Below are 25,887 nucleotides of genomic sequence, written 5' to 3'. Positions count from 1 at the left end.
GCGGGTTCGATTCCCGTCAGCCCCTCCACAGTAGAAAATCCCTGGTCATACCGGGGATTTTCTTATTTCCGCCACAACGGCTCATCCGGCAAAACGAGCCCGCATTCTCCCCGCTGCTTGCTTTGTGCTTGCTTTAGACCAAGGCGACAAGCGGGTCACACGCGGAGGGATCGACGAATCACGAACGTTTCATCGCTACAGCGAGAGTATCCGTGAGATTTTTACTTGCCCCCGAGCGTCGGCAGAGTGCACAGTCGCACGAGTGTTGCCCCCTACTCCTCGAAGACCCAATGACGTGATCTCGACGGGTGAATCATCTGCGCTTTGAGGATTTCGACCCCGTGCGACGCAGACGGCTCTCTACCCGATGCACCGTCAGTCTCTGCGTACCGGAACGTGGAGAGCGCGTGCCGCACATATCGCAGGGTCGAAGACACGAAGGTACGCGCCCCGATCAGAGACGTTCCGTCGCTTCGTTGCTTCCCGAAGCGTTGGACATCCCAGATAAACACCTCGGTGGGAACAGCCGCGGCGCTTTGATCCTCATCCGAAGTGACTTCTGTGACGATCGACCTGACCACCCCCGCCCCAACCACGAGTTGTTGCCTGCTGTGTAGCGCACGCGTCAGGTTTCGGTGCTTGTTCGCGTTGGACACGTCTCGAATCCAGATCGCCTCAACATTGCTGCGCAGTTCGACCTCCGCATCTTCGGGCTGGAGAAGCCGTATCGCGTTCTTCCACGGCTCTGGGAGCGACGACCCCTCAATAGCCTTGAGCAACTGCGGATTCCGGATAGGAAATGACGTGTTGCCGACAGTCACGTTATGCACCTCACACGCCTGGGTCACCGCCATATCGAGGCACGCCCACGCGTTCGTCGCGAGGTCTCCAATTAGGAACGCCAAGTGGTTCAGGGGTTCTTCGATGCCGCTGGGCATCTGCCGCTCGTACTCAACGGCATCTAAGATCGCTCGCGCTTGAGTAGCAAGACTGGTCACCCAGCCGAGCCGTGCGCAGCTATCTGCAAGAACGGTTGGTCTCATGTCGCCTCCTGCCTCTCACTTTCTCATCTGTGATGTCGATCGCCACTGCTACCGTCGCAATATGCACTCAGACCAACCCATGACCTGGCAGGGGGCAGAGGAGTTGGCAGCGGACTACCTCGCCCGTGTCGGATATCGCAACGTGCGACGAATGCCCGATGGACCCGATGGCGGGATCGATGTCATAGGCGATAACGTCTTCGCTCAGGTAAAGCACTGGGCGGCACCCGTGGGGATTGCTGAGGTACAGCGTCATCGCGGAGCCTCGTCTTCCGGCGATGCGGTCTTCTTCTCGCTTTCTGGATACACCGCGAGCGCGGTGGCGTGGGCTGACATCAATGTCGTATCCCTGTTCCAGTACGACCTCGCTGCTCAGGTCTATCCCGTCAATGCAGCCGCCGAAAAGCTGCTGACCCCGATCAGCCTGCACGAGGGTGATGACCTACAGCAATACAATCTCGCCGTCGAGGAATACAAGTCTCGCAAGAGCAGGCATGACGCGGCGTGGATCGCCTTAATTACAGCGACCGCTGACCACTTTAAACTGCGACCAGATGAGTCCACCCAGGAACTCCAAGATCGGTTCATGGCGATGTTTCACGCCGAGCAGGGATTCAACTCGACGTTCAGCCAGAAGCTGGCTCTGTACCGGGAGGAGAATAAGCTCCTCCCTTACTCCGACCTCTTGGGCATGCTCCGTTCTCTAGACGCACTCGAAGTTGCCTGGACATCGTTCTGGAACCAACCAGTCGAGCATTTACGTCTGCACGAGAACTTTTTTCGGTACAACCCCCAGGATGAGACCTGGACCTACCTCGGACCTCCGCCCCCAGCGCGATAGCCGCCTGATCGGTTGATCGGCGGGGCACCGCCGGACGCTGCGCCGCGATCCGAAACGAAAAAATCACGAAGCTTTTCTCGGACGAGGGCGTTAGCGGCACGATCGACCCCGTGAAACGTCCGGGGTTCATAGCGCTGCTCGATCATGCGCGTGAGGGTGACGAGGTCGTGGCTTGGCGACTCGATCGGGTCGGACGTAATGCGGCGGCGGTTCTGCGACTTGTTGAACACCTGGATGAGAGAGGCATAACGCTGCGCACGATCTCCGATGGAATCTCGACGGCAGGGACGACCGGACGACTGGTGCTCGCGATCCTTGCGGCGGTGGCTCAGGCTGAGGCAGCTTCGACCCGTGAGCGAGTCGTGGCGGGGATTGCGAGCGCAAAATCGCGCGGCACGCGCCTCGGGCGTCCTCCGGCGTTGAACCAAGATCAGGTCAACCTTGCTCAAGACCTGCGGGCGCAGGGGAAGAGCTTCGCGCAGATCGCGCGTACGCTCGATGTCGGAAGAGCACGATCGCGCGGGTGTTGTCGAAGTGAGCGGTCAGCGTGACGATCAGTCCGGTCAGTCCAACTCGATCGGATCGCCAACCACCTGCACCCCTAACGGGTCGGATTCGGGAAGCTGCGTCGGCACAAACCTCACGTCGTCGGGGTGGTGGTAAATCCACTCACGCGCGCCTGACGCCGTGTTCTCGTTGAAGAACTTCTCCATTGCAGCCGTTCCAACTTGATTCATGTCTCCGCGTCCCGCGCGCAGGTGCTCTACTGGCACCAAGTCCGCGACGACCATCGGATCACTCATCAGCAGCCCCACCTTCCGGGTGAGCGGGAATGTGATGCCCCAGGCATCCAGGAACCCCGTACTCACCCAGGGTGCGCCGTCCTCGTCCTCGTCGTCCGCATCAGGATGACTCACGAGGTTCACCGGAACGTCGGAGGTGATGAGTGAACGCTGCTTGAATCGGTGGATGCTCCACGGACGACCGACGATGCACGGCAGTAGGCTCTGCGCGGCGGAGACGATGTGCTTGATGTGTGTGAGTGCCGACACCTTGTATTGAGCGCCGCCAGGCTGCATGACCTCATCCCAGATGCGCGAAGCTTGCTCGTCGGAGACATCCGCGCCGTACCTTCGCTTAGGCCAGTCCTTCACTCCCCCTCTCCCTCCTGCCCCGACCTGCATCCGGATCACTTGTGCTGCCGTGTGTTCTAAGTCGCGTCGCGTGTCCGGGCCGCGCACGACCTGGATCGCGATGAAGTACGCGAGCGCCATGCGATCGTCGGGATCAAGAGGGAACTGTCCCTCAACGATCTGCCGCACAATCCGCGCAGCGTCTCCTTCGACGCCGGAGAGAATCTTCTCGAAAGCGTCCGGCTCTTGCCCCTCCACGTCCACACGATAGAAGTGATTCTGAGCGGCTGCCTTGCGCACGGAGGTGGAGAAAGAGTGCTCGTCGTTGAGCCTGACCGCGGTGATCTGCTCACTGTCCGTTGCGAAGCCGCGAAGCAACGACTGCGGTACAAAATGGTGTCGCTTCGCTGTGTTGCCGCCGGTGACGTTCATGTTCGGATCATCTCACCCTGATGCGACAACGGTTGGGGGAAGTGAACTCGCGCCTACGACCGGTGAAGCGGGAACCGCCGCCGCCGTCGAAGATACGAGTCCGGCATCATCCAATCGTCGAAGAACTCCGCGAATACTGGTAACCCGCGCGCATAGTCAAGAGAACCGATCGTGCGCGAGAGGAATCGGATCGGACGGATTGCGAGGAGCATCCCCTCGACGCTGACCCACTCGTCGTGCTGCGCCTGAGCTGTCATCTCCTCATACGAGTTGAGTCGCGCACCGCCCAACGACACGTGATCGAGGATCGCCAACGGGACGTTCTCGTCCAGGTATCGCGCGAGCACGAGATTCGAGGCTTCTTGCTGCTGGCGGGCTGCGGATGTCCGTCGTTGCGGAGCTTCGGCGCGAACGAGCCGAACCCACCGTGCGCGGCTTCGAACCGCTGTTTCGCTCCGAAGATGCTGCCATTCTCCGACGTTGGCGCTCAGCGTCCCGCGCCAGGACCCCGCGCGCACCCCATCGCGAGCGCAGCACTCACCCGCTGCGCGTGCTGCGCAACGGCGACGGCAGCGAGGTCGTCTTCACGCTGTTCCGGCTACCGGACGTGACGGATGACGACTTCGAGAAGGACGCGGCCCTGGTGCGAGCTGACCTACCAGCTCAGAACAGCGTGTAGCCGCCGTCGACCACGAGGATCGTGCCCGACATGAAGCTGGCGGCATCCGAGGCGAGGAACACCACCGACGGGCTGACCTCATCCGGGGTCGCGTAGCGCTGCTGCGCCGAGTCCTCGATCCAGTACCGCTGGAACCGGGGCTCATCGACCGGCGACATGTCGGTCTTGATGTATCCGGGCGCGACAGCGTTGACGCGCACACCCGACGGCGCCCACTCGGCAGCCAGCGACTTCGTCAGGTGGTGGACAGCGGCCTTCGAGGCGTTGTATGCGGGCTGCATCTGGGGGCGGTTCACGATCTGCGCCGAGATCGACCCGACGTTCACGATCGAGCCCGTCCCGCGCTCGACCATGTGCGCGCCCACGGTCTGCGACATGCGCCACAACGCGGTGAGGTTCGTGTCGACGACGTGCGACCACTCGTCATCGGTGACTTCGAGCGCCGGGCGGTGAATGCACGCACCCGCATTGTTGATGAGAATGTCGAGGTGGCCCGCAGCCGCGATCGACTCAGCGACGACGCGTTCGACGCCGGCGCGCTCGGTGAGATCTCCCAACACGACCCAGGCGCGGCGGCCGATCGACTCGATCTCGGCGACGACCTCGGCCGCGGCCTCGGCATCGCGCCCGTGCACGATCACATCGGCGCCGGCCTCAGCGAGAGCTCGAGCGAATGCGCGACCCAGACCACGCGTGGCACCGGTGACCAGCGCCGTGCGGTCGGTGAGAGAAAATTTGTCGATGACGCTCATGAGTCGTCTCCTTCTATCAGGGTGATGGTCGCGTCTGCCCGGTGGCGAGTCGCGTGGATAAGTTCTGCATTCGGTCCGTCGACGTCTTCGGCCCAGCGCACCGCGGCATCGTGCGTGCGCCCGAACGAGACGTGTCGGGCGATGAGCCAGCGAAGACGTACGTCTTCATCGACGTCGATGAACCACACGGCGTCGAGAAGCGGGCGGATCTGCTGCCACCCGTCTCGGTCGTGCAAGAGATAGTTGCCCTCGGTGACGATCAGGGGGCTGTCCGCAGGCAGAGCGATCGATCCGGCGATCGCCTCATCGAGCGTTCGGTCGAACCTCGGCGCCACGGCGTCGTCACCGGCACGAAGCCGGCGAAGCATCGAGGCGTAACCGTCGACATCGAACGTCTCCGGTGCACCCTTGCGGTCTCGCAGGCCCAACCGGTCGAGATGCTCGTTGGCGTAGTGGTAGCCGTCCATCGGCAGGATCGGCACGTCGAGCGCTTCGGTGAACGTCGATTTTCCGGCACCCGGGGCTCCGACGATTCCCAGCAGGAACGGCCGCTCGCCGACGCGAGAGAAGCTCAGCGCCTGGGCGACCGCATCAGAGGAAGTGAGAGTGAGCATCTGCTGGCGAATCCGTCTGTGTTTGGGGTGGAACATGCTCGGGGAGGCGGAACGCTGCCGCCTCCCCGAGCAGCGGGATCACTTCTCGATGAGCCCGGCTTCCTTGTACAGGTCGATGTACTCCTGGGCGTTGTCTTCCGTGATCAGCGGGTTGCCGATGTCGACGTTGACCTCGTCCTCGGCACCGGTGAGCAGGTCGTGAACAGCCTTCAGGTTCAACTCGGCCAGCTCACGCGCGTTCTGCAGCGACGTCGCGGTCATCAGGCCGTCCTGGATCAGCAGCACAGCCTCGGGCGTGCCATCCACCCCATAGGAGAGGATGCCGTCGAAGTCCGACTTGCTCTTCACAGCCTCGAGCGCACCCGCAGCCATGTTGTCGTTCATCGAGATGATCGCGTCGATCTCATCATTGGCGAGCGCCCAGTCTTCCATGAGGGTCATCGCTTCGTCCTTGTTCCAGTTCGCGATGTCCTCGGCGACGATCTCGACGTCGTCGCGCTTGTCGAAGAACTCCGTCTGCCATGCGTCACGACGCGCGGTGCTGTGGAAGTTGCCGGCGGGACCGTTGAGCACGACGACCTTCGCGTCCTCAGGGATCTGGTCGAGTGCCAGCTCGGCCACGACGGCACCCTGCTTGTACGGGTCGGCGTCAACGGAGTTGCCGCCTTCCAGACCCTCGACGCGCGGGTTGGTGGTGATCGTCGTGATGCCGGCGTCGATCGCCTGCTGAATGTACGGCAGCTGTGCTGCCGCGTTGTTCGCCTGGATGATGACCGCGTCGAACTGGTTGGCGATGGCGTTCTCGATCATCTTGTTCTCGATCTCGTCATCGGCCTGGCCGTCGAAGACCTCGATGGTGATGTCGTCGTAGTTCTCGGCCTCGAGCTTCATCTCGTTCGCGAGCCACGCGGCGAACGAGTCGGCCTGGGCGCGAGCGATGTACGCGACGCGGTATTCGTCCTTCTGCTCGGTCGCGCCGGCGTCACCGCCGTCGTTGGTGGGGTTGCCCGTGGTGACCGCGCAGCCGGCGAGGCTGATCGCTGCGGCTGTCGCGGCTGTGAGGGCGATGATCCTGCGGGTAAGACTCTTCATTGTCTTCTCCTGTGTTTTGTGGGTGGGTTGGGTGTTTCGTTCTTCGGGACGCGCAGACCCGGGTCAGGTTCTGCGCGGTTTATCGCCTCCGGATGCGGAGGCGAGAGCATCGGGGCTTGTCGATCCGCCCTTGGCATCGGACTTGAGGATGGTGGTCTTCGCCTTGCCGCGCTTGCTGAAGACGTCGTAGGCGACGGCGACGACGATGATCGCACCCATGACGATCTGCTGGATGTACGAGCCGATGCCGATGAGGTTCATGATGTTGCCGAGGATGCCGACGATCAGAGCACCCGCGAGGGTTCCCATCACCGTTCCGACACCGCCCGAGAAGCTCGTACCACCGATGATGGGGGCCGTGATCGCCTGAAGCTCGTAACCGACACCGGCGTTCGGAAGACCGGCGTTGACACGCGACATGAAGATAACACCGGCGATGCCCACCAGCGCGCCGTTGACGAGGAACGCCTGGTACTTCACGCGCTCCACGGCGATGCCGGCCGCACGCGCAGCCTCTTCGTTGCCGCCGACGGCATAGACCGAGCGGCCGTAGCGAGTCTGGTTCATGAGGTACCAGATCGCGATCGTGATGCCGATGAGGGCGAGCACGGGAATCGGCAGCCAGCCGAGGTTTCCCTGTCCGATGAGGACGAAGTCACCCAGCTGCAGCACGTTCTGACCCTGGGTCAGCTCGAGCACCGCACCGCGGGCCATCAGCATCATGCCGAGCGTGACGATGAACGCGGGTGTGCGCAGCGTCGCCACGAGGAACGCGTTGACGAGGTTGCAGATCATGCCGATCGCGATGCCGGCGAGGATCGCCAGCAGCATGTTCTCGGTCGATTTGAACACCATCACCGACACGACGCCGGCAAAGGCCATCACCGCGCCGGCGGACAGGTCGATCATGCCGCCGATGATCAGCGTCATAGCACCGAACGCGAGAATCGTGATCACTGCGACCTGACGCAGCACGTTGAACAGGTTGTCGGAACTCAGGAAGTTGGGGCTGAGGAAGCTCGCCGCCACGACCACCACCAGAAGGATGATGTAGATCGAATAGCGGTTCACCTCGATTGCCTTCAGCTTGGACAGCATTGTCATGCCACCTCGATTTCATTCATGGCGTATTTGAGGATTGTTTCTTGTGAGAACTGATCGGGTGTCAGCTCTGCGGTCAGGCGTCCCGCCGACATCACGTAGATGCGGTCGCACATGCCGATCAGCTCAGGCAGCTCGGACGAGATCATGAGGATGCCGCGGCCCTGCTTGGCGAGCTCGGTCATGATCTTGTAGATCTCGAACTTCGCCCCCACGTCGACACCGCGGGTGGGCTCGTCGAGCAGCAGCACCTTCGGGTCGGAGATGAGCCAGCGCGCCAGCAGTACCTTCTGCTGGTTGCCGCCACTGAGGTTCGCGATGCGCGTCTGCAGGTTCGGAGCCTTGACGTTCATCTTCTTGAAGTACTCGGTGGCGAGACGCTCTTCTTCCTTGCGACGGGTGAACCCGCCGTAGATGACCTTCTTGAGGCTCGCGAGCGTCGCGTTCTTCATGATGCTCAGCTGCGGGACGATGCCGACCAGGCGGCGATCTTCCGACAGCATGGCCACGCCGGCCTTGATCGCCTGGGTGGGGTTCTTGATTTTCACGCTGGTCGTGTCGACCTCGATCTCACCGCTGTCGAGCTTGTCGAGGCCGAACACCGCACGAATCACTTCGCTGCGTCCGGCGCCGATGAGCCCGGCGAGTCCGACGATCTCACCCGCCTTGATGTGCAGGTCGATGTCTTCGAACATCTGCGCTGCCGACAGGCCGGTCGCTTTGAAGACCGTTTCGCCGATCTCGACCTTCTCTTTCGGGTACGACTCGTGATCGAGGTCGCGGCCGACCATCTGCGCGATGACCTGGCTCGAGGTGATCTCTGACGCGGGCTGTGAGCTGACGGCGGTGCCGTCGCGCAGCACGCTGATGTCGTCTGCGAGGCGGAACACCTCGTCCATCTTGTGCGAGATGTAGATGATCGACTTGCCCTGCGCCCGCAGATCGTTGATCTTCGCGAACAGCGACTCGACCTCTTTATGCGCGATCGCCGAGGTCGGCTCATCCATGATCAGCACGTCGGCGCTGTGATAGACCGCCCGAAGAATCTCGAGAGTCTGGATCTCCGACACCGTGAGCGTGCCGAGGCGTCGGTTGATCGAGAAGTCGAGCCCCTCATCCGCGAGGATGCGCTTGGCCTCGCTGCGCATGAACTTCCAATCGATCTTGCCGAACTTCATGGGCAGGCGGCCCATGAAGAAGCTCTCGGCGATCGTCATGCCCGGCACGTAGTTGAGCTCTTGCGAGATCATCGCGATGCCGTGCGCACGCGCATCGATCGGGTTCTTGACCTGCACCGCTTCGCCGCGCACGCGGACGGTGCCGGTGTCGGGCTGGTAGATGCCGTTGATGATCTTCATCAGCGTCGACTTGCCGGCACCGTTCTCACCGCACAGGGCGTGCACGGTGCCGGGACGAACCTCGAACGAGACGTCGTCGAGCGCTTTGACGCCCGGGAACGACTTCGAGATCCCTTCGACAGAAAGCAGTGTCTCAGTCATGCTCGACCCCGCAGACTCGGTTCCTCCACGCGTCGCACACGCGGCATGACGATGCGTTTCAACGAATCGGTCGATCCCTCGCCCGTGAGCGATTCCTCAACCTGCTCGATGCCGTACTCGTGCGTGACGAGCGAGTCGAGCTCGACCTGTCCGGATTCGAGCAGCGCCCGAGCGATGGGCCAGGTGCCCGTATAGCGGAAGGTGCCGGTGACGTTGATCTCGCGCATCGCGACCTCGGGCACCGAGAGGGGGATCTCATCGGCGCTTCCGACGAGCACGACGGTTCCACCCGCACGGGTCGAGCGGATGCCGTTGACGATCGCCGGCGTCGCACCGGATGCATCGATGAACACGTGTGCCTGCAGCTCGAGGGTCGACTCGACCTGCGGATCGACCGTGCGGGCACCGTACTTCGCGGCGAGCTCGCGGCGTGCGGGGTTGATGTCGGCGATCACGACATCAACGGCTCCGAATGCCCGGGCGACCTGAGCGGCGATGATGCCGATCGGCCCGCCGCCGGCGATCAGCACGGTGTCGCCGACCTTGACGCCACCCTTCTGCGATGCGGCGATGCCCACCGACAGCGGCTCCATGAGCGCGGCCGCGTGGTCGCTGATCGAATCGGGCACGTCGTAGGCGAAGTCGTCCTGAATCAGGACGTAGTCGCAGAAGGCGCCATCGATCGGCGGCGTCGCGTAGAACTCCATCGACGGGCACAGGTTGTAGTCTCCAGCGCGGCAGAAGTCGCAGGTGCGGCAGGGGCGCTGCGGTTCGATCGCGACGCGGCCTCCGATGCGGCTCTCGTCGACGTCTGCTCCGACAGCAACGATGCGGCCGCTGACCTCGTGGCCGAGGATCATCGGTGATTCGACGACGTAGCTGCCGATGCGGCCGTGCTCGTAGTAGTGCACATCCGATCCGCACACGCCGACGCTGTGCACCTCGACCAGCACCTCGTCGGCTGCGGGAGTGGGAACCGGGCGCTCTTCGAGCACCACGTCGTGCACGCCGCGAAGCACGCTGGCGGTCATCGTCGTTGGGATCTCATTCATGAGTGGCCTCTCTTCTGTGAGCGCGGTGTTCCACTGGCAACCTCGGGATACGCAATCTCTGAATATTAGAACGTAAAATTGACATCGTCAACGATCGCCTGTTTGTGTCTGATTTAAAGGCTTGTTTCGGGAAAATGGCCGCCTCCTAGCTCTTGTAACGTTAATCTTGCTATCGTGGACGGATGACGACCTCCCCGCGGCCGACCCTCACGAGCATCGCTCGCTCGCTCGGACTGTCCACCGCGACGATCTCGAACGTCTACAACCACCCCGAGCGCGTCTCGGACGGGGTTCGAGACCGTGTGCTGCAGGCCGCCGAAGCCGCTGGATACGCCGGCCCGGACGCCGTCGCGCGCCGTTTTCGACGCGGCACCTCCGACACAGTCGGCGTGGTCTTTACCGACGAGATGTCGTTCGCCCTGGCTGACCCGGCATCCGTCGCCCTGCTCGCCGGCCTGTCGACCCGCCTGCAAGAGGCGCGACTGAACATGTTGCTGCTGCCCGCCGGTCCGCCGCTCGATGACTCGCGAGTCTCCAATGTGATGAGCGCCGTCGTGGACGGGTTCATCTTCTACTCGGTCCCCGAGGGCGACCCCCATCTGGCCGCTGCGCTGCGCCGCCGCCTGCCCACCGTCGTGGTCGATGAGCCGCGTGACAGCGTCGACGCCGACTGGGTGGGACTCGACGATGGGGCGGCAGCGGCCGACCTCGGCGAGCACCTCGCGCACCTCGGTCACCGAAACATCGGCGTGATCACCTCCCGCCTCGGGCGATCGCGCTACAACGGACCAGCCGACGACCGACGATGGAGCGAAGCGGTCTACTCGGTGCAGCGCAACCGCATCGCCGGACTCCAGAGCGGTCTCGCCGACGATGGCGCGCTCTTCGTCGAAGAGCGCTTCGAGAACTCCGTCGAAGCCGGCGCCGATGCCCTGCAGGCACTGCTGGTGCGGCATCCGGAGGTGACCGCGGTGTGCTGCTTCGGCGACGTGCTCGCGATCGGCGCGCTCGAAGCCGCCCGTCGCAGCGGGCTCAGCGTTCCGGGAGATGTGACCATCACGGGCTTCGACGACATTCCCGAAGCCGCACGTGTGGGCCTGACGACCGTGCAACAGCCGCTCGCCGAAAAGGGCAGAGTCGCCGGCGAACTGCTGCTCAGCCACGCCCACGGCGCTGCGCCACGCAAGAGATTTCTGCCGACGTCGCTCGAGGTGCGAGCCACAAGCGGCCCGCCGCGCTGAGAGCCCGAGACGCCCGCTCATCGCTGGGCCACCTTCGCGCCGGCGGCGACGATCTCTTCGAACTCGTCCGCCGCGGTGACCGTCAACGAGTCTTCCAGCAGAGCGGATGCCACGGCTGTCGAGACCGTCAGGTCATGTGCACCGGCAGCGGCGACCTCGGCGACCTGATCGGCCGAGCGCAGACTGGCCGCCAGCACCCGTACAGACGGAGCGATGCGCGCGATGGTCGACACCAGCGCGATGCCGTCGCGTCCCTTCTCTGTGGCGCGGCCGACGTACGGCGCGATCTCCTGAGCCCCCGCGGCGGCGGCGACCAGTGCCTGAGCCGGGTGGTAGACGGCGGTGATCAGCACCTGGCGTCCGGCATCCACCTGCTCTTTCGCCACCGTCAGACCGAGGCGCGTCGCGACGAATTTCGTCACGACATCGTCGCCCAGCTCGGCGATGACGCCCGCTGAGTGCCGCAGTTCTTCCAGCGTGCGCCCGGTGGCCTGGGCGTAGAACCGGCTCACGCCCTGTTCGCGCACCCACGCGATCACATCGGGCAGGTCTGCTGGTCCGAGTCCGGCGCGATCGAGGATCGTCGGGTTGGTGGTCACCCCGGCGAACAGACCGGTGGCCAGAAGGGGGGCGAGCTGTGCGCGATCGGCGCTGTCGAGATAGAGCATGGTCGGCCTAGAAGCTCGTGCCGTCTGCTTGCAGATCGGCGAGGCGGAGATAGCGATTCCAGATATCGCTGCGGTCGGCGACGGGTTCGGTGACAGAGGTGACCGTCGGCGCCCACGCCTCAGCGACGGCGGCGACGCTCTCGCCGCGCACGACCGCGGCGGCTTGGATGGCGGCGCCGCGCGCGGTGCCCTCAGGGGCATCGACGGTATGGACCGGACGACCGGTGAGGTCGGCAATGATCTGACGATACGCATCCGATCGGGCACCGCCGCCCACCGCGATCGTGCGACCAGTCACCGCGATGCCCTGCGTCGCGAGAGCGCGCTCGCCACGGAGCAGACCGAGCACGACGCCTTCGTAGGCGGCGAGCGCCAGCTGCTCACGGGTGGTTCCCGAGGTGATGCCGGCCAGCATGCCGTTCGCATCGGGAAGCCGCGGCGAGCGCTCACCGTCAAGGTACGCGGCCAGCACAGGTCGATCGGCCGTCAGAGGTGCAGCGAGCGCGAGGCGTCCGAGCTCGTGGTGGTCGACGGCGAGGAGCCGCGCGATCGTGTCAGTGACCTTGGTCGCGTTGAGCGTGCACACCAGCGGCAGGTAGCCGCCGGTGACATTGGCAACGCCGTCGATCGCACCGGTGACGTCCTTCACGGGGTCGGGGGTGGTCGCGATGGCGACTCCCGACGTGCCGAGACTGTAGGCGATATCACCGGTTCGCAGGCCGATACCGGCGGCTGCGAGGTGCTGGTCTCCTCCCCCGGCGCTGACGATGACGTCGCGATCGAGTCCGAGCTGGGCGGCTGCGTCTGCCGTGACTGTGCCGGCCGCGGCATCCGGCCCGAGAACCTCGGGAAGCAGCGGAGCCCAATCGCGTTCGCCGACCACCTCGTCGAGGATGTCGGTGCGCCAGCGCATGGTGTCGGCAGAGAAATAGCCGGTGCCGGAGGCGTCGGAACGGTCGGTCACATGGTTGCCGGTGAGCCGAAAGGTGAGCCAGTCATGTGGCACGGCCAAGTGGCGCACCCGCGCGAGCGCATCGGGCTCGCGCTCGGCGAGCCAGGCAAGCTTTGTGATCGTGATCGCCGCGGACGGGACGATCCCGATCTGCTCGGCCCACCAGTCGGACGGATGCTTCGCCAGCGCCGCTGCGGCCTGCGGCCCGGAGGTCGTGTCGTTCCAGAGCTTCGCCGGGCGGATCACCTCGGCTGCGGCGTCCATCGCGACAAGGCCGTGGCACTGCGCGCCCACGCCGATGCCGACGATGCGCACGTCGTTGTCACGGCGACTCTCGGCCAGCGCGTCGCGGAGCGCGCGCCACCACGCGTCAGGATGCTGTTCGCTGACCGGCGGATGCGTCACGGGGTGCGCGGCGCGGCCGGTGCCGACGAGCTCGCCGGTGCTGAGCGTGCGCAGCTCGACCGTGCACGACTGGGTGGAGCTGTCGACTCCGGCGACGACGTCGATCACAGTGCGCCCTCGACGGGAACGGCCAGCCGCTGCGGGTTCGCGGGGAGGTCGTCGAGCTTCCCGACGGCGCCGGCCGGATGCGTCGTCATGAACTCGCTCCAGGTGTACCCGCGCCCGCGCATCAGAACTTCGGCGAGCGCGTCGCCCCAGGCCGATTGCGCGATCGTGATGCCCGTGGCGACGATGCCGCCGATCTCGGCCTCGGCGGGCACCGAGACGATGACGCTGTGGTCGGCGAGCTGTGCGAGCGGGGTCTCGTGGCTGCCGGTGAGAGCGATCACCTTCGCGCCGCGGCGCTGGGCGATGCGGGCGACCTGGATGACCTCATCCGAGGCGCCGCCCTTCGAGATGAGCAGCACGAGGTCGCTGTCGAGGATCGCGCCGGACGAGCCGTGCAGGGCGTCCATCGGAGAGAAGGCCAGTGCAGGGGTGCCTGTGACCGAGAGGATGTGCGCCATGCGCCGGGCGACCGTGCCGGAGGTTCCGGATCCGCCAATGAAGAGCTTGCCGCGGCAGGCGAGGATCATCGAGGCGGTGACGATCAGGGTGTCATCGATCGCGTCGGCGAGAGCTGTGACAGCGCGCGCTTCGATCAGCAGTCGCTCACGGGCGACCGTCAGGATGTCGTCTTCGACGCTCACACCTGCTCCTCTTTCTTGCCACTTCGCCACTGCATGCGCTCATTTGAGACATTTGGCTGTACGTTTGAGCATACGAACGGAACCATCACCATAACAGCAGAAGGTCTCATATGTCACCAACTCGTGATCTCAACGCTCAAATGAGCGCTCCGTCTGTTGACCCCACGGATGACCGAGCGCTCATGGCAGCGGTCGCGCGGGCGCACTATCTGCAAGACCGTTCGAGGGTCGACATCTCGGAATCTCTGGGAATCTCGCGCTTCAAAGTCGCCCGACTGCTCACCCGCGCCCGCGAAGAAGGCCTGGTCACGATCGATATCCACGACTGGGGTCTTCCGGACGTCGAGCTCGGGCTTCGTCTGCAGAAGAAGCTCGGGCTCACGCACTGCCAGGTCGTGCGCTCGCATGGCGGCGATGAGACCGTGCGTCACCAGATCGGCGCCGTCGCCGCGCAGGCCCTCGGGGAGACGCTGCGCGAAGACGAAGTGCTGGGGGTGACCTGGGGGCGCACGCTGACAGCGACGGCAAGCCAGCTGCAGCATCTGCCCCGGCTCTCGGTCGTACAGCTGACCGGTTTCGTCGCCGGCGACCTCGCGTCGTCGCCCATCGAGGTGGTGCGTCAGGCGTCGCAGCGCTCCGGTGGCGACGTGCATCCGATCTTCTCGCCACTCATCGTCGGCGACGCTGAGACGGCTGAGAATCTGCGTCGGCATCCCGACATCCGCACGGCCATCGACCTGTTCCCGGCTGTCACGACCGCACTGCTGTCGGTTGGCGCGTGGAACCCGCCCGACTCACAGGTGCGCGAGGTGCTGGCCAGCGACGATCTCGACAATGCCCTCAGCAAGGGATGCATCGGCGATATCGCGGGCATCCTGTTCCGAGAAGACGGCACGCTCGTCGATCCGGAGTTTCAAGAGCGCTGCGTGAGCATCCTCTACGAGCAGCTGCAGAAGGTGCCGCGCGTCGTCGCGGTCGCCGGGGGCGCCGCCAAGGCAGACGCGATCCGCACGGTGTCGAAGGTGGGACTCATCACCGAGCTGTTCACCGACCACACCCTCGCCGAAGCCATCCTCGCGGAGGACTCATGATCGAGGTCGCAGCGTCGCTGTGGTCTGTGCCCGCTGAGAACCAGCTCGCGACGGCGCTGCGGCTGCGCGACGCAGGGGTTCGCCGCCTGCACTGGGACGCCACCGATGGACGCTTCGCCGCAGCCGGCGGATTCTCGCCCACGCGCGCGGCGGAGCTGGCGGTGGCCACCGGCATGACTGCGGAGGCGCACATCATGGCTGAGCAGTCGACCAAGGACGTCGACGCGTGGACCGAGTTCTGCGACCTCGTCATTGTGCACGCCGAGAGCACCGACTGGCAGGCTGCCGTCACCCGTATCGAGAACCGCGGATGCCGCGCAGGGCTCGCGGTGTCACCGCAGACTCCAGCATCCGTCGTCCCCGCCGGGATGACCGCGCTGTGCATGTCGATCGTGCCCGGAGCCGCCGGGAGCACCTTCGACGACACCGTGCTGGGGAAGGTCGCCGAGCTTCGCGCCGGAGATTCGGATCGCAGCATCGGCATCGACGGCGGCGTGCAGCGCCGCCATGCCGAGGATGCCGCGGACGCCGGTGCGAACTGGCTCGCGGTCGGCACCGACCTCGTGTTCGACGGCGAGCCCGCGTGGGCTGATCTGCTGCGTGCTGCTGTCTGAGGTGTGCTCTTTCCGGGGTGCGCTCTTTTCGGGGTGCGCTCTTTCCTGGGTGCGCGCGAGCGTTTCGCTCGGAGAATCACTCTTCCTTCGGATCAGTTCGCGCGAACCTCTCCGCAGTTGCTGCGATTCTCCGAAGATAGAGCTCGGCCCGAACGCGGGAGCGGGCCGCCGCCCCCGATCCTGACTACGCTCGACGTATGACTTCGCAGAACATCGACGCGCTCACTGAAGACGATCTGCGCCAGGCCGGCAGCATGAAATGGACGCTGTTTCCTGACATGATCGGCGCATTCGTCGCTGAGATGGACTTCGGCCTCGCCCCGCCCATCAAAGACGCCGTGAACGGCGCGATGGAGCAGGGGCTCACGGGCTACCTGCCTCCGCACCTCGCGGATGCTCTGGCGAAGGCGACGAGCGATCGATACGCTCGCGCGCACGGGTGGGACGTATCGCCGCAGCGCGTGCACCATGTTCCCGATGTCATCGCGGCGTTCGAGTTCGCGATCGAGCAGTACACGCAGCCGGGCGGGGCGATCATCGTTCCGACGCCGGCGTACATGCCGTTCCTGATGGTGCCGCAGATGCACGGGCGCCGGGTCATCGAGGTGCCGAGCATCGAAGTCGACGGGCGATGGACCATCGACCACGAGGCGGTTACTGCCGCCTTCGCCGACGGCGGGGAGCTGTTCGTGCTGTGCAACCCGCACAACCCGCTGGGAACCGTGGCGACGCGCGATGAGCTGCACCGCCTGGCCGACACGATCGACGCCGTGGGTGGGCGTGTGTTCTCCGACGAGATCCACGCGCCGCTCGTCTACGCCCCGGCGACGCACATTCCCTACGCGTCGATCTCCGAGGTGGCCGCCGGGCACACGCTCACGGCGGCGTCAGCGTCGAAGGCATGGAATCTCGCCGGACTCAAGTGCGCGCAGGTCATCATCTCGAACGATGCGGATGCCGCGCTGTGGAAGCGCGCCGGCAACTGGGCGGGCCACGGCACCTCGACGATCGGCGCGGTCGCGAACGTGGCCGCGTACAACGACGGCGAGGAATGGCTGGCCGACATCACCGACTATCTCGACGGCAATCGGCGCCTGCTCGCCGAGCTGGTCGCCGAGCAGCTGCCGAACGTGGGGGTGACGATGCCCGAGGGCACGTACATCGCCATGCTCGACTTCCGCCAGAGCGGCCTCACGGGAGATCTGGGTCGCTGGTTCCGCGAGCACGCCGGTGTCGCGATGACCGACGGCGCCGCGTGCGGTCAGGCTGCGGTCGGCTACACCCGGTTCGTGTTCGCGATGCCGCGGCCGATGATCCGCGAAGCCGTGCGGCGGATCGCCGCCGCGCTGGCGTGATCGTCGAGTCGGCAGCTGACCGGTACGGCGCGATCAGCCGGCCGGCTTGCGGTTCTCCGCGCTGACCATCCACGCGAACTGCTCGAGCTTCTCGATGATCGCGTGCAGAATGTCGGCACTGGTCGGATCCGCCTCATCGACCGCATCATGCACATCGCGCATGGTGTGCACGACAGCCTCCAGCCGCACGGTGATCAGGTCGATCGTCTCGGCAGTGTCGATCTCGCCCTGCGGATACTCAGGCAGGGTCGTCTTCGATGCCACCGTGGCGCTGCGACCATCCGGCACCGCATGCAGCGCGCGCATACGCTCGGCGATCGTGTCGCTGAACTGGCGCACTGCATCGACGATCTCGTCCAATTGAAGGTGCGTGTCACGGAAATTGCGTCCGACGACGTTCCAGTGCGCCTGCTTGCCCTGCACTGCCAACTCGACGAGATCGACGAGAACGGCCTGCAGGTTCACACCGAGCTTCTTCGGCGCGACGAAGCCCTTCTCTGCGTTCTGGCGGCGGGTGCTCTTCTCTCCTGAGCCGCCCTTTGCCGCACGGTTCGTCTTGGATGCTGTCTTCGTTGCCATTGTGACCTCCTGCGGCGAGGCTAATGCGCTCGATCACGAAGGCGGAGGGGCTTGACAAGCAACGCGTGATCGACGACGCGCGGCGGCGGAAACGCTCCGCGGCGTTACCTGCCGGCACCGACTGATCAGACCGGCACAGATCGCAGCTCAGCGTTTATGGCGGATGCTGTCTGCTGCAGCTCGGGCAGCAGTTCTGCCCGCACCTCATCCGCCGCACCCCGGGCGGTACTGGTCGACACGTTCAACGCGGCCATTGCCGCCCCGTCGCGGCCGCGCAGCGGCACCGCGATCGATCGCAGTCCTTCTTCGAGTTCGCCGTCGACCATCGCCCAGCCCTCCTCGCGCACCGTGTCGAGCACGACGACGAGTTCGGCAGGGACGACCGTGGTGCGCGGGGTGAAGGCCTGAAGCGGCGCAGAAGCGAGCAGCCGCGACACCTCTGGCACCGGCATCCCCGCCAGCAGCACGCGCCCCATGCTCGTCGCGAAGGCGGGCAGCCGGGTGCCGATCGTGATGCGCACGCTCATGATGCGCCGCGCCGCCGCGCGGGCGACGTACACGATGTCGGCGTCGTCGAGCACCGACACGGACACCGACTCTCCGATCCGGTGCGACAGTGCGTCGAGGTGCGGCTGCACGATCTCCGGCAGCGACAGCGACGACATGTAGCCGTATCCGAGCTCGAGCACGCGCGGGGTGAGCGCGAAGCGGCCCGAGTCGTTCGCCCGCACGTAGCCGAGCTGTTCGAGTGTGCGCAGAAACCTTCCGGCCGCCGCCCGCGGAATGTCAGCGCGACGCGCGACCTCGGCCAACGACAGGTCGGCGGGCTCACCGTCGAACACGCGAATGACAGCCAGGCCTCGCGCGAGCGACTGCACGAAATCAGCGCGCGGCGCGCGGTCAGCGGGCGCAGCATCCGATTCCGTCACGGCGTTCAGCCTATCCGGCGCTATCGTTCCAAGACGACGGCGAGCCCCTGCCCGACGCCGATGCAGATCGCGACGACCGCGACTCCCCCGCCCCGGCGGGCGAGTTCGTGCGCGGCGTGGCCGATGATTCGACCGCCGGACGCGCCGAGCGGATGCCCGATCGCCAGCGCTCCGCCGTGGATGTTGAGCTTCTCCGGGTCGAGATCCGGCCACCCGCGCAGGCACGCGAGCGACTGCGACGCGAACGCCTCGTTCAGCTCGACGAGGTCGACCTCGTCCCAACGGCGACCAGCCCGAGCCAGCGCCTTGTTCGCCGCCTCGATCGGAGCGATCGGAAACTCATCGGGGTCGACGCCATGCGCGCCGCGGCCGGTGATTCGCGCCAGCGGTTCGGCGTCGATCGCGCCCTCGGCACCGAGCAGCACGGCCGATGCCCCATCGTTGATGGACGATGAGTTGGCCGCGGTGACCGTACCGTCTTCGGCGAACAGCGCCGTCAGCCCCGCGAGCTTCTCGACCGTCGACCCGTCACGGATACCCTCGTCGCGGGCAAGCTCGGCGCCGTCGACCTGGACGATCTCACCGTCGTACATGCCATCGGCCCAGGCTCGCGCGGCGAGTTCGTGCGAACGGACCGCGAAGGCGTCCTGGTCGACCCGGCTGATGCCCCAGCTGGTGGCGGTCTTCTCGGCGGCTTCGCCGTTGGAGATCGTCCACGGCGTCGGCAGGGCGCGGTTGGTCATGCGCCAGCCGATGGCCGTGTTCCACAGCGTCTGGTTTCCGGTCGCCGGGTAGGGCTTCGCGGACTTCTCGACGACGAACGGCGCCCGGCTCATCGACTCGACGCCGCCAGCGAGAACGATCGCGGCGTCTCCGGCCTCGATCGCGCGCGATCCCTGGACGACGGCCTCGACACTCGACGCGCACAGCCGGTTCACCGTCACCCCGGTCACCGTGGTCGGAAAGCCCGCGAGCAGCGCCGCCATCCGGCCGATGTTGCGGTTGTCTTCTCCCGCCTGGTTCGCATCCCCGAGGATCACATCGTCGATGCGCCCTGGATCGATACCCGTGCGCTCGACGCTGGCTTTCAGCACGACAGCGGCGAGATCATCCGGCCGCACGCCCGCCAGCGCCCCTCCGGCGCGGCCGAAGGGCGTTCTCACCGCGTCATAGATGTACGTCGCCGACATGCGTGTTCCTCCCAGAAGTTCGCTATGCGAACAGCTGTTCGCCTCGTGAACAGTCTAGCGAACGTCGTCAGCACCGTCATCGTCGGATGCCGACGAGATCGTGGATGCCGAGAGCTCGGTCAGCTCTCGTGCGCCGTGTCCTTCGACCGCGACCAGAACCGCAGGACGGTAGCGGCCAGCACCACCGCGGCCAGCACGACTGCCGTCGCCGCCACCACGGGAGCGGCCGGAGCCTGCGCCCACCGCGCCACGGCGATCCAGACCAGCCCCCAACACGTCGCGACCATGGGCGCCCAGCGGCCGCCACGCCATGCGGTGAAGACGGCGATGAGACCGGCGCCGATCAGCGTCACGACACCGGGCGTTCCGGGTGCCTCGGCCCAGGCATCCAACCCAATCGAAGCGAGCCAGGCGGCGAGGTTCGCCGCCGCCGCGATCGTGACCCACCCCAGATACAGCCCGATCGTGCCATCGACCAAGACGATCTCGGCGATGGTTCCGCGACGCGACCTGCGGCACACCCGCACGAAGGTCACCAGCAGCACACCCAGCAGGATGATGATGATCACGAACGATTCGGCGATGCGCCACGCCTGGATGCAGGCGATCCACACGGCGTTGAGCAGAGCGGATGCCGCGACGCCGTAGCCGACCGAGCGATGCAGCGGCTTCACGGCCTGCGCGGGAACCAACTGCCACAGCGCATAGAGGACAAGCCCCAGGTAGATGACCGACCAGATGATGAAGGCCGTTCCTGCCGGAGCGAGCACAGTCGCATCGGCGGCGAAGGCCCCACCGGCAGCCTCGGAAACGGCCGTACCGCCCAGCAGGCCCGAGCCGAACAGCGCCCCGACGACAGCGCCGAGCACCGTCAGTGCGACGACGATGCGACGAACGCGATCAGACCTCTCCATCGGGGGCATGCCCCCACAGTAGAGGACTTCTCCGGTGTGATTACTCCGCCGCGGGCGGCGTGGCGCAGATGCTGAGGTCGGCGATGTTCTGGTGATACTGCTCAGCGGTGAACGGCAAGCCGAACTCCGGCGCTGTCTGTCCCTCGGCCGCCGGTGCCTTCGAGGCGATCGCAGCGAGCTCCCACGCGAGGTATGCCGGCACCGAACCACCCGCCGTGGAGTTGTTCAGCACAACAGCGACGGTGAACCCGGTCGTCGGATCGGAGTACGCCGCGCTCATGTAGCCGGGCGTCCATCCGCGCTGACCGATGAGCGGGCCGACCAGGTACGCGCCACCGGCGGCCTGGTACCACGACGGCGACTTCTCAGACACCGGCAACGGAGAGCCGAAGCGGTCGGGCTCTGCCCCTTCGCGCAGGGCCTGGCTGGCCGTGGCCTGCACGTAACGACCCAGATCGTCGATCGTGGAGACCGCGCCTGAATCAGTGAAGCCGGTGCTCGAGGAGAGTGTCGTGATGTCGACCGGAGCGGTGCAGTCGTACCCGCCCTCGATCTTCGGCAGGTAGTTGCCGGCGAGTGAGTTCCCCTCGGCCGGAGGCGCGGCGGTCGGGCCGGGCAGCGATGTGCCGACGAGATCGAGCGGCTCGGTCACGTACTCGGAGATGAGCTGCGATGCGCTCTTACCCGTGATGCGCTCGAGGGCCAGACCGAGAAGCAGGTAGCCCGAGTCGGAGTCGCGGAAGGCCGTGCCCGGTTCGAGCTGTTTCTTGCCGATGCCGAACGACGCCAGCTCCAGCGGACCCCACTCACGAGCTGGCGTGTTCAGCCACATGCCGCGCACCGTGCCCTCTGATGAGGCGAGGCCACTCGAACCGTTGCACAGGTCGAGGAGCGTGACCTCCTCCAGCTGCGGCACACCCGAGGCGTACTCCGCGATCGACGCGTCCAACGCAACCTCACCCTCGTCGGCGAGGCCGTAGAGCACGTCGCACGTCATCATGCGCGTGGTGTCGGCGATGCGGAAGGTCATGTCGGTGCTGACTTCGGTCTGATCCTCGACCGACTGTGTTCCGAGGCCGGTCACCCAGGTGCCGCTCCACGGCACCCAGACACCCACGATCGCGCCGGTGGAACCGGTCTTCACCATCGCGTGCTCGACAGCGGCCTGCAGCTGCGCCGTCATGTCCTCCGGGAGAGCCTGGTCGACCTGCTCGGGCGGGGTGTACGAAAAGCTGTCATCGGGCGAGCAGCCGACGAGAACGAGTGCGAACGCGGCAATTCCCGCCGCCGCAGCACGCCAGCGGCGCGACGTGTGAAGGTGCATGAAAGGTGACTCCCGGATGACGTATCCTCCTGAGTCTAAAGCTCCCACCCGGAAAGTCGGACCCGTGACGGTGCTCTCCCGGCAGACGTACAGTAAGGACGTGACCCATATCTTCGAGAGCGACGTCGTCGCCGCCATCCTCCACCACATGAACGACGACCACACCGACGACAACCTCCTCATCGCGCGGGCGTTCGCCACGGCATCCGATCTCGCGATCACGAACGCCGTGATGACTGACCTCGACGGCGACGGCGGCGTGTGGCAGATCACGCGAGCCGGTGTCGCAGAAGAACTGCGCGTCCCCTGGCCCGGAGGGCCCATCGACGAACGCCCCGCAGTGCGTCGCGAGATCGTCGCCCTGTACGACGCGGCCTGCGAGAAACTGGGCATCGAACCGCGACCGCACTGAAACCTGCCGACCCCTGAGCCTGCCGAAGGGTTCCCATCAGGTTAGGTAACCCTTACACTAAGGCGTATGGCAGAACTGATTTCCTTCTCCGCGGCTCTTCGCGAGCGCTCTTCGGGGTCACACTCCCGCAGCGAGCACGCCGGCTTCATGGCAGATCTGCTCAAGGGCACGGGCTCCCGCGACGATTACATCGCGCTCGTGTCCCAGCACTACTTCATCTACGAGGCTCTCGAGGCAGCGGGCGAACGGATGCGCCGCGACCCCGTCGCATCCGTCTTCATCACGGACAAGCTCACCCGCCTCCCCGCGCTCGAAGCTGACCTCGAGTTCCTCATCGGCGAGAACTGGCGCGACGAGATCGAACCGCTGCCGAGCACGCAGCGCTACGTCGACCGCATCAATGAGGTGGGTGCCGTCTGGGCCGGCGGGTTCATCGCGCACCACTACACCCGCTACCTCGGCGACCTGTCGGGCGGGATCTTCATCGGGCGCGTCATGCAACGCCGCTTCGGCTTCGAGACCAACGGCGTCGGCTTCTACCTGTTCGACGACATCGCCGACCCGGGCGCCTTCAAGGACGTCTACCGCGAACAGCTCGACTCAGCCCCGTGGGACGACGCCGAGCGCGAGCGCGTCATCGCCGAGGTCCTGCTCGCCTACCGGTTCAACACCGAACTGTTCGAAGACCTCGACCGCGCACGCAGCGTCGCCTGAGCTCCCTGGGAAGAACAGCTAACCGTCACCGACCTGTTCGTCACGGCCCTGGCGGCGGATGGTTTCGAAGTCGCTTCCGGAGCGGCCAGCGAGTCGTCGCTGCATCGACCCGGCGATCCGAGTGGCCTGCAGCTTCGCGCGATCGGCGATCGGCCCGCTGAACTCGGCATCGACAGTCTGGGTCCACAGGCGCAGCCATCGACCGAAGTGGTCCGCGCCGAGCGGGTGCTTAGTGTGCAGGGCAAAGTGGAGCTGCAGCGCGTTGCGACGATACTTACCGGCGTTCCACAACACCGTCTCCCAGAAATCGCACATGATCGGCAGGTGATGATCCAGGTCGAGTTCGGCGACGTCGGTGAAGATCGGGCCGATCAGCGGATCCGTGAATGCCGACTGATAAAACGTGGAGACCAACCGTTCCACATCAGCGCGATCTGTGAGATCTCGCATGTCTCCTCCTGATCACACATCATCGAGCGCCCCTCACTGGGTGGCGCCGTGTCGAGCCTCCCAGGCCTCGCGCATGAAGCGGCGCACGTCCTCATCAACGCGAATGTCACTCGGTCGCAGCGGGCGCGACAGATACAGACCATCCAGCGACGTCAACCGCGACAGCGCCACATACGTCTGCCCCGGCGCGAAAGCGCCGCCGCCCAGGTCGATGACCGCGCGATCGTAGGTCTTGCCCTGTGACTTGTGAATGGTCACCGCCCACGCCAATCGTAACGGAAACTGCATGAACTCGGCGATCACGTCACGGCTGAGCTTCTTCGTATTGGGGTCATACGAGTAGCGGAATCTCTCCCACACGGCCGGTTCGACATCGACATCTTCCCCGTCGATCTCGACGCGCACCGAGCCGCCGAGAATGCGCTTGACCGTGCCGATCGTGCCGTTGACCCACCGCGGCGGTTCTGCCGACATCGACACATCATTGCGCAGGAACATCACCTGGGCGCCGACCTTGAGCTTCAGCTCGGCATCCGCCGGGTAAGACGCGTCTCCGCGCCCGAAGTCGCCGTTGATCTCGGCTCTCGCCGTCTGCTCCTTGCCCGAGAGAGCGGCGAGGTGGCGCCGGTTGATGTTGTTGACGATGTCGTTGCGCGTCGCCAGCGTGATCATCGGAATCTCGCCCGCTTCCGGCTCGGGCGGGGTGCGGGCGCCCTGTGTGTTGAGCACTTCGGCGATCTCCGCGGTGACGCGACCGTAGCGCACGGCGTTCAGCATCGACTTGAAGCCGTCATCCGACTGTCGGTGAATCTGCACGAGCTCACGCACGTGCAGGGGAGCACCGTGCCGACCGAGGTCGAGCAGCGCATCCGCCTCGCCCATGGTCGCACCGGCCCACACCTTCGCGTCGAAGAACCAGAACGAGCGGTAATGGTCCTGCACGTAGTGCAGCTCATCGCCCCGCGGGGGCACCGGCGCCAGCTGGTAGGGGTCGCCGAACATCACAATCTGCACGCCGCCGAACGGCTCAGCGCGCCGGCCGCGCGCCTGTCGCAGCGACCGATCGATGCCGTCCATGAGATCGGCGTTGACCATCGAGATCTCGTCGATCACGAGAGTGTCGATGGCGTTCAGGATGCGGCGGGTCGCATCGTTCTGCTCGATCTCGCTCTCGGCGATGAGTCCGATCGGAAGCCGGAAAAGCGAGTGGATCGTCTGCCCCTCGACGTTGAGCGCTGCGACGCCGGTCGGTGCGCAGATCGCGATCTGCTTCTGCGTGTTCCAGGCGAAGTACTGCAACAGCGTCGATTTGCCCGTGCCAGCGCGGCCCGTGATGAACACGTGCTCTCTGGTGTCTTCGATCAGGCGATACAGCTCCTGCTGTTCGGCAGACAGATCGGGAAAAGACACGACTCTCATGGTACGTGCCCGACGCGCGGCGCAATGTGTGCGTCTTCGGCACTGTCACAGGCCGCACTCATAGACTGACGCCATGGTTCAGCCCGCATCGTCGTCGCTGCAGCGACGCCGCCTGTGGATCGACCTGTCGACTCTCGCGCTGGTCGGCGTGCTGCTGATCGCCGCGCTCGGCGCAGCCGGGGCCGTGCTCTACAAGCAGTACTACGGCCCGTCGGCGTTCGTCACCCGCTACCTCGATCTGCTCTCGACCGGGCGCGCGGCTGATGCGCTTCGCGTTCCCGGGGTGGCCGTCGACCGCAAGACTCTCGAAGAGTCAGGCATCGGCGCGGCGCCGTCAGAAGCACTGCTGCGCCGGGCCGCGCTCGCGCCGCTCAGCGATGTCGAGGTGATCTCTGAAGAGACCAGCGACGGCATCACCGATGTCACCGTCTCCTATGTCGCCGGCGACCACGCCGGCGAGAGCACCTTCGCGGTCGCCCAGGACGGGTGGGTCGGCGTGACCCCCAACTGGCGGTTCACCCACACGCCTCTCGCTGCGATCTCGCTCAGCGTGCTGGGCGCCGACCGGTTCAGCGTGAACGGTTTCGAGGTCGATCGTCGACAGGTCTCGTCGGCTGGCGCTCAGGCTGACCCGCTCGATCCG

28 protein-coding genes and 2 pseudogenes are annotated in these 25,887 nt (G+C 65.5%); 11 read left to right on the top strand and 19 right to left on the bottom strand.

Annotated features, from left to right (window positions below; genetic code table 11):
* Positions 1–272: 272 nt before the first annotated feature.
* Complete coding sequence (locus tag Q1J95_RS04615; RefSeq protein WP_300266123.1) at positions 273–1,043, bottom strand: hypothetical protein; 771 nt, start codon at positions 1,041–1,043, stop codon at positions 273–275.
* A 79-nt stretch (positions 1,044–1,122) separates the two neighbouring features.
* Here Q1J95_RS04615 and Q1J95_RS04610 point away from each other — a divergent pair, with 79 nt between their 5' ends.
* From Q1J95_RS04610 to Q1J95_RS04600, 3 genes and pseudogenes are all read left to right on the top strand, one after another.
* Positions 1,123–1,884, top strand: a complete 762-nt coding sequence (locus Q1J95_RS04610; protein WP_300266122.1) for a restriction endonuclease — start codon at positions 1,123–1,125, stop codon at positions 1,882–1,884.
* Between the two features lie 41 nt (positions 1,885–1,925).
* A pseudogene (locus Q1J95_RS04605) lies at positions 1,926–2,270 on the top strand (recombinase family protein); the annotation flags it as partial.
* On the top strand, positions 2,247–2,435 hold the full coding sequence (locus Q1J95_RS04600; protein WP_300266124.1) for a helix-turn-helix domain-containing protein: 189 nt from the start codon (positions 2,247–2,249) through the stop codon (positions 2,433–2,435). The pseudogene Q1J95_RS04605 and the gene Q1J95_RS04600, both read left to right, overlap by 24 nt.
* Before the next feature lie 12 nt (positions 2,436–2,447).
* Here the strand turns inward: Q1J95_RS04600 and Q1J95_RS04595 are convergent, their stop codons facing one another.
* Together Q1J95_RS04595 and Q1J95_RS04590 are read right to left on the bottom strand one after the other, a co-directional pair.
* Complete coding sequence (locus tag Q1J95_RS04595; RefSeq protein ID WP_300266121.1) at positions 2,448–3,449, bottom strand: DUF4238 domain-containing protein; 1,002 nt, start codon at positions 3,447–3,449, stop codon at positions 2,448–2,450.
* A gap of 53 nt (positions 3,450–3,502) precedes the next feature.
* A complete protein-coding gene (locus Q1J95_RS04590) occupies positions 3,503–3,796 on the bottom strand; it encodes a hypothetical protein (RefSeq protein WP_300266120.1) in 294 nt (97 codons plus the stop codon).
* A gap of 35 nt (positions 3,797–3,831) precedes the next feature.
* Here Q1J95_RS04590 and Q1J95_RS04585 point away from each other — a divergent pair, with 35 nt between their 5' ends.
* Positions 3,832–4,128: a hypothetical protein gene (locus Q1J95_RS04585; RefSeq protein WP_300266119.1), complete on the top strand. Its 297-nt coding sequence runs from the start codon at positions 3,832–3,834 to the stop codon at positions 4,126–4,128.
* On the opposite strand, the gene Q1J95_RS04580 is transcribed toward Q1J95_RS04585, so the two are convergent.
* The 6 genes from Q1J95_RS04580 to Q1J95_RS04555 form a co-directional block, all read right to left on the bottom strand.
* A complete protein-coding gene (locus Q1J95_RS04580; protein WP_300266118.1) occupies positions 4,113–4,880 on the bottom strand; it encodes a glucose 1-dehydrogenase in 768 nt (255 codons plus the stop codon). The two genes, Q1J95_RS04585 and Q1J95_RS04580, sit on opposite strands and share 16 nt — an antisense overlap.
* Complete coding sequence (locus Q1J95_RS04575) at positions 4,877–5,494, bottom strand: nucleoside/nucleotide kinase family protein (RefSeq protein WP_300266117.1); 618 nt, start codon at positions 5,492–5,494, stop codon at positions 4,877–4,879. The genes Q1J95_RS04580 and Q1J95_RS04575 overlap by 4 nt, the downstream gene beginning before the upstream one ends.
* A gap of 78 nt (positions 5,495–5,572) precedes the next feature.
* A complete protein-coding gene (locus tag Q1J95_RS04570) occupies positions 5,573–6,586 on the bottom strand; it encodes a sugar ABC transporter substrate-binding protein (protein ID WP_300266116.1) in 1,014 nt (337 codons plus the stop codon).
* Between the two features lie 63 nt (positions 6,587–6,649).
* Positions 6,650–7,690, bottom strand: a complete 1,041-nt coding sequence (locus Q1J95_RS04565) for an ABC transporter permease (protein WP_300266115.1) — start codon at positions 7,688–7,690, stop codon at positions 6,650–6,652.
* Positions 7,687–9,186: a sugar ABC transporter ATP-binding protein gene (locus Q1J95_RS04560; protein ID WP_300266114.1), complete on the bottom strand. Its 1,500-nt coding sequence runs from the start codon at positions 9,184–9,186 to the stop codon at positions 7,687–7,689. The genes Q1J95_RS04565 and Q1J95_RS04560 overlap by 4 nt, the downstream gene beginning before the upstream one ends.
* A complete protein-coding gene (locus Q1J95_RS04555; RefSeq protein WP_300266113.1) occupies positions 9,183–10,238 on the bottom strand; it encodes an NAD(P)-dependent alcohol dehydrogenase in 1,056 nt (351 codons plus the stop codon). Before Q1J95_RS04555 ends, Q1J95_RS04560 begins: the two co-directional genes overlap by 4 nt.
* A 182-nt stretch (positions 10,239–10,420) precedes the next feature.
* Here Q1J95_RS04555 and Q1J95_RS04550 point away from each other — a divergent pair, with 182 nt between their 5' ends.
* Complete coding sequence (locus Q1J95_RS04550; protein WP_300266112.1) at positions 10,421–11,479, top strand: LacI family DNA-binding transcriptional regulator; 1,059 nt, start codon at positions 10,421–10,423, stop codon at positions 11,477–11,479.
* 17 nt (positions 11,480–11,496) lie between these two features.
* Here the strand turns inward: Q1J95_RS04550 and Q1J95_RS04545 are convergent, their stop codons facing one another.
* Genes Q1J95_RS04545 through Q1J95_RS04535 form a run of 3 tightly spaced genes read right to left on the bottom strand, consistent with a single transcriptional unit; the run spans position 11,497 to position 14,253 of the window.
* Entirely contained in the window at positions 11,497–12,147 is a 651-nt protein-coding gene (locus tag Q1J95_RS04545) for a transaldolase family protein (protein ID WP_300266110.1), read from the bottom strand.
* Positions 12,148–12,154: 7 nt separating this feature from the next.
* Positions 12,155–13,612 (bottom strand): xylulokinase, encoded by a 1,458-nt coding sequence (xylB, locus tag Q1J95_RS04540; protein WP_300266109.1) that lies wholly within the window; start codon positions 13,610–13,612, stop codon positions 12,155–12,157.
* Positions 13,609–14,253 (bottom strand): SIS domain-containing protein, encoded by a 645-nt coding sequence (locus Q1J95_RS04535; protein ID WP_300266108.1) that lies wholly within the window; start codon positions 14,251–14,253, stop codon positions 13,609–13,611. The genes xylB and Q1J95_RS04535 overlap by 4 nt, the downstream gene beginning before the upstream one ends.
* 140 nt (positions 14,254–14,393) lie before the next feature.
* Here Q1J95_RS04535 and Q1J95_RS04530 point away from each other — a divergent pair, with 140 nt between their 5' ends.
* From Q1J95_RS04530 to Q1J95_RS04520, 3 genes are all read left to right on the top strand, one after another.
* Entirely contained in the window at positions 14,394–15,344 is a 951-nt protein-coding gene (locus tag Q1J95_RS04530; protein ID WP_300266106.1) for a sugar-binding transcriptional regulator, read from the top strand.
* The gene (locus Q1J95_RS04525) at positions 15,341–15,958 is read left to right on the top strand and encodes a hypothetical protein (RefSeq protein ID WP_300266105.1); all 618 of its coding nucleotides are present in this window, start codon (positions 15,341–15,343) and stop codon (positions 15,956–15,958) included. Before Q1J95_RS04530 ends, Q1J95_RS04525 begins: the two co-directional genes overlap by 4 nt.
* Positions 15,959–16,155: 197 nt before the next feature.
* Positions 16,156–17,313 carry an aminotransferase class I/II-fold pyridoxal phosphate-dependent enzyme gene (locus Q1J95_RS04520; protein WP_300266104.1) on the top strand — a complete coding sequence of 386 codons (1,158 nt, stop codon included), beginning with the start codon at positions 16,156–16,158 and terminating at the stop codon, positions 17,311–17,313.
* A gap of 33 nt (positions 17,314–17,346) precedes the next feature.
* On the opposite strand, the gene Q1J95_RS04515 is transcribed toward Q1J95_RS04520, so the two are convergent.
* The 5 genes from Q1J95_RS04515 to Q1J95_RS04495 form a co-directional block, all read right to left on the bottom strand.
* Entirely contained in the window at positions 17,347–17,892 is a 546-nt protein-coding gene (locus tag Q1J95_RS04515; protein WP_300266103.1) for a DNA starvation/stationary phase protection protein, read from the bottom strand.
* 125 nt (positions 17,893–18,017) lie between these two features.
* Positions 18,018–18,821, bottom strand: a complete 804-nt coding sequence (locus tag Q1J95_RS04510; protein ID WP_300266101.1) for an IclR family transcriptional regulator C-terminal domain-containing protein — start codon at positions 18,819–18,821, stop codon at positions 18,018–18,020.
* Between the two features lie 20 nt (positions 18,822–18,841).
* The gene (locus tag Q1J95_RS04505; RefSeq protein WP_300266100.1) at positions 18,842–20,011 is read right to left on the bottom strand and encodes a thiolase family protein; all 1,170 of its coding nucleotides are present in this window, start codon (positions 20,009–20,011) and stop codon (positions 18,842–18,844) included.
* Between the two features lie 119 nt (positions 20,012–20,130).
* The gene (locus tag Q1J95_RS04500) at positions 20,131–20,934 is read right to left on the bottom strand and encodes a tryptophan-rich sensory protein (protein ID WP_300266099.1); all 804 of its coding nucleotides are present in this window, start codon (positions 20,932–20,934) and stop codon (positions 20,131–20,133) included.
* Positions 20,935–20,965: 31 nt separating this feature from the next.
* Positions 20,966–22,249, bottom strand: a complete 1,284-nt coding sequence (locus Q1J95_RS04495) for a serine hydrolase (RefSeq protein WP_300266098.1) — start codon at positions 22,247–22,249, stop codon at positions 20,966–20,968.
* Between the two features lie 100 nt (positions 22,250–22,349).
* On the opposite strand from Q1J95_RS04495, the gene Q1J95_RS04490 reads away from it, so the two are divergent.
* A complete protein-coding gene (locus Q1J95_RS04490) occupies positions 22,350–22,661 on the top strand; it encodes a DUF2470 domain-containing protein (RefSeq protein WP_300266096.1) in 312 nt (103 codons plus the stop codon).
* Positions 22,662–22,727: 66 nt separating this feature from the next.
* Positions 22,728–23,375 carry a heme oxygenase (biliverdin-producing) gene (locus Q1J95_RS04485; protein ID WP_300266095.1) on the top strand — a complete coding sequence of 216 codons (648 nt, stop codon included), beginning with the start codon at positions 22,728–22,730 and terminating at the stop codon, positions 23,373–23,375.
* 18 nt (positions 23,376–23,393) lie between these two features.
* Here the strand turns inward: Q1J95_RS04485 and Q1J95_RS04480 are convergent, their stop codons facing one another.
* Together Q1J95_RS04480 and Q1J95_RS04475 are read right to left on the bottom strand one after the other, a co-directional pair.
* Positions 23,394–23,825 carry a group III truncated hemoglobin gene (locus Q1J95_RS04480; RefSeq protein WP_300266093.1) on the bottom strand — a complete coding sequence of 144 codons (432 nt, stop codon included), beginning with the start codon at positions 23,823–23,825 and terminating at the stop codon, positions 23,394–23,396.
* A gap of 33 nt (positions 23,826–23,858) precedes the next feature.
* Positions 23,859–25,244, bottom strand: coding sequence for an AAA family ATPase (locus Q1J95_RS04475; RefSeq protein ID WP_300266092.1), 1,386 nt, complete (start codon positions 25,242–25,244; stop codon positions 23,859–23,861).
* Positions 25,245–25,317: 73 nt separating this feature from the next.
* Between Q1J95_RS04475 and Q1J95_RS04470 the strand changes: the two are divergent.
* Positions 25,318–25,887: pseudogene (locus Q1J95_RS04470) on the top strand (hypothetical protein); the annotation flags it as partial.

This window comes from Microbacterium sp. (assembly GCF_029263575.1).
Taxonomy (GTDB): domain Bacteria; phylum Actinomycetota; class Actinomycetes; order Actinomycetales; family Microbacteriaceae; genus Microbacterium.
This window is presented reverse-complemented; position numbering and strand designations above follow the sequence as displayed.